This is a genomic window from Pseudomonas sp. BF-B-15, assembly GCF_019946675.1.
Taxonomy (GTDB): Bacteria; Pseudomonadota; Gammaproteobacteria; order Pseudomonadales; family Pseudomonadaceae; genus Aquipseudomonas; species Aquipseudomonas migulae.
Map to the genome: position 1 here is coordinate 1 of NZ_JAGYFZ010000203.1, position 3,121 is coordinate 3,121.

Sequence of the window (3,121 nt, forward strand, 5' to 3'; positions counted from 1 at the left end):
GCGGTGTGTCAGTCAATGCTGATGTCGCCTGACACACCGCTTTCGCGAGCAAGCCCGCTCCCACAGGGTTTTGTGTTCAACGCAAAAGAACCGGGGTTTTCGGGGGCTGGGTTTTCTCAGCATTCGGCACGTCATTACCCGCACCAAGCCCGCCACCGAGCGCCGTCACCAACTCGGCGTGCGCACTGAGCCGCGCAGCCTGAACCTGTTGCTGAACCTGCTGCTGTTTGAACAGCAAGGTCTGGGCATTGAGCACGTTGAGGTAATCGGTGAGCCCGCGTTGATAAGCGATCATCGCGATGTCGTAAGTCTTCTGCGCGGTGGCCACGGATTCGGCGGCGAAGGTTTGCTGCTTGTCCATGGACTCGCGGCGGATCAACTGGTCGGAGATGTTTTTCAGCGCATTGACCAGCGTCTGGTTGTACTTCGCCACGGCGATGTCATAACCGGCCGAGGCTTCCCCCAACTCGGCGCGCAACCGGCCACCGTCGAAGATCGGCAACGAGATCGCCGGGCCGACGCTGTAGTTGAGTTTCTTGCCGGTCAAGAACTCCAGCGCACCACCGCCGGTGGCCATGTAGCCGAGGCTGCCGACCAGATCGACGTTGGGGTAGAAACCGGCGTGAGCCACATCGATGCCCCGCGCCTGAGCCGCCACTTGCCAGCGGCTGGCGACCACGTCGGGACGCTGGCCGAGCAATTGCGCCGGCAGCGACGATGGCAGCTTCAGCGCAGTGCCCAATGCCAACGTCGGTCGCTGCAACTGCGCGCCGTCGCCCGGGCCTTTGCCTGCGAGTGCGGCAAGCTGATTGCGGCTGAGGGCGATTTCTTCGTCCAGCACGTCGAGCTGGCGGTGGGTTTCCGGAAGCGGCGTTTCGGCCTGGCTGACTTCGAAGTGGGTGCCGATACCGCCGCTCAGACGTTTCTGCGCGAGGTCGAGAATTTGCTGCTGCTGTTGCAGGGTCGCGGCGACGATGTCCCGTTGCGCGTAATGCAGCGACAGTTCGATGTAGGCGCGAACGATGTTGTTCTGCAGTTCGAGCTGGGCCAGACGCGCTTCGGCGGCGCTCATGTGCGCCATGTCGACGGCGCGCTCGGTGGCGTTGCTTTCACGGCCCCAGAGGTCGAGGGCGTAGCTGAAGCCCAGCGCGGCGTTGTTGTCCCACGTCGTCGCATTGGCCAGCTCGCCCGGCCCGTAGAACTGATCGGTGGGCCAGTTGTGGCGCTTGAGGGTTGACCCGCCATTGATCTGCAGCGACTCGGCAGACTCGGCGATGCCCGCCATGGATTTGGCCTGACGCACCCGCGCCGCCGCCATGGCCATGGTCGGGCTGCCTTGCAGGGCGAGGTCGATCCAGCGGTTCAGTTGCGGGTCGCCGTAGGCCTGCCACCATTGCGCGGTGGGCCAGTGAGCGTCCTGCGCGGCGCTCTGGATGGCGTCGTCGGTGGCCAGTGAATTGGCCTCCAGTGCCTTGCCCTGCGGGGCAATACCTGCGGTTCCGATGCAGCCGCTGATTGCCAGGGTTAAAGCCAAAACACTGAGCGTCTGAAGCGCTCTGCTGATGCGACGCGGCACTGCTGCGATTTCCCGAGAAAGTGGACTGGATCCCGTAGGAGCGAAGCTTGCTCGCGAAGAACGATAACGCGGTCCATCTGTTAAACCGCGTTATCGTTCTTCGCGAGCAAGCTTCGCTCCTACAAGGAACGGCGCAATTCTAGGGGGCGGGTTTGATGGCGATAAGCTGGGATTCCTGTGAATCTTTGTTACCGTTAACGCGATAATCCCTTGGTCGGGGTCTCAGACTCTGAAACTTCGTGTCACAATTTGCCATCGCACCCGAGAGCACCCCATGGACACTTTGCAAAACATGCGCGCCTTCAGCTACGTGGCCGAGGCCGGCAGCTTCACCGCCGCCGCCGTGCAACTCGACACCACCACGGCCAACGTCTCGCGCGCGGTCTCCAACCTGGAAGCCCACCTGCAAACCCGCCTGCTCAACCGCACCACTCGTCGCATCGCCCTGACCGAGGCCGGCAAGCGTTATCTGTTGCGCTGCGAGCAGATCCTGGCGTACGTCGAAGAGGCCGAAGCCGAGGCCAGCGATGCCCACGCGCGCCCGGCCGGGCAACTCAAGGTGCACACCATGACCGGTATCGGTCAGCACTTCGTGATCGACGCCATCGCCCGCTATCGCAAGACCCATCCCGACGTGACCTTCGACCTGACCATGGCCAACCGCGTGCCGGACTTGCTCGACGAGGGCTACGACGTGTCCATCGTCCTTGCCAGCGAACTGCCGGACTCGGGCTTCGTCTCCCAGCGCCTGGGCATCACCTACAGCATCGTTTGCGCCTCCCCGGCCTACGTGAAAGCCAACGGCTGCGCACACAAGCCCAGCGACTTGCTGAACCATGCGTGCCTGCGCCTGGTGAGCCCGGTGATTCCGCTGGAGAAATGGAATTTCGACGGTCCGGAAGGCCAGGAAATGGTCACCATCAACAGCTCGCCGTTTCTGGTGAACTCCGCCGATGCGATGAAAACCGCGATCATCAGCGGCATGGGCGTCGGCGTGTTGCCGGTGTATGCGGCGATCGAAGGCTTGCGCAACGGCACGCTGGTGCGGGTGATGCCGAACTACCGCTCGCAGGAACTGAATCTGTATGCGATCTATCCGTCGCGGCAGTATCTGGATGCGAAGATCAAAACCTGGGTCGAGTATTTGCGCGGGTCGTTGCCGGAGATATTGGCAGCGCATCAGGCGGAACTGGCGGCGTATGAGATGAGCGGAACGCTGGGTGGGGCGCGATTGGCGAATTGACGACAGAATACTGTGGGAGCGAGACCGGCTTGCCGGCGATGGTCGTGAACGATAACGCTGTGAACCTGATACCCCGCGGTGTTCTCACGTTTATCGCGAGCAGGCTCGCTCCTACAAAAAGCGTGGTGTCCTAGGATGTTTCCGACGCGTTCTGTCGGTTGTCGGGTGGGAAGCGAGATGGTTAGGCTTTGGGCGTCGCTGAGAAATCAGCGACCGGGCCTGGAAACCCGAGGTTCAAGAGATAGATGCCGGACTTCATGACATACTACGGCGCTTTTTTTGCCCGTTAGCACTTGTTATGG

General features: G+C 62.0%; 2 protein-coding genes. One reads left to right on the top strand and one right to left on the bottom strand.

The genetic code is table 11. The features are described from left to right. Positions 1–76: 76 nt before the first annotated feature. Positions 77–1,576, bottom strand: coding sequence for an efflux transporter outer membrane subunit (locus KGA97_RS29305; protein ID WP_223481980.1), 1,500 nt, complete (start codon positions 1,574–1,576; stop codon positions 77–79). Positions 1,577–1,850: 274 nt separating this feature from the next. Between KGA97_RS29305 and KGA97_RS29310 the strand changes: the two genes are divergently transcribed. Beyond that, positions 1,851–2,819: a LysR family transcriptional regulator gene (locus KGA97_RS29310; protein ID WP_223481981.1), complete on the top strand. Its 969-nt coding sequence runs from the start codon at positions 1,851–1,853 to the stop codon at positions 2,817–2,819. Positions 2,820–3,121: the final 302 nt, after the last annotated feature.

Coding starts and splice junctions, on each gene's coding strand:
- KGA97_RS29310 (WP_223481981.1), top strand. CDS start 1,851: ATGGACACTTTGCAAAACATGCGCGCCTTCAGCTACGTGGCCGAGGCC.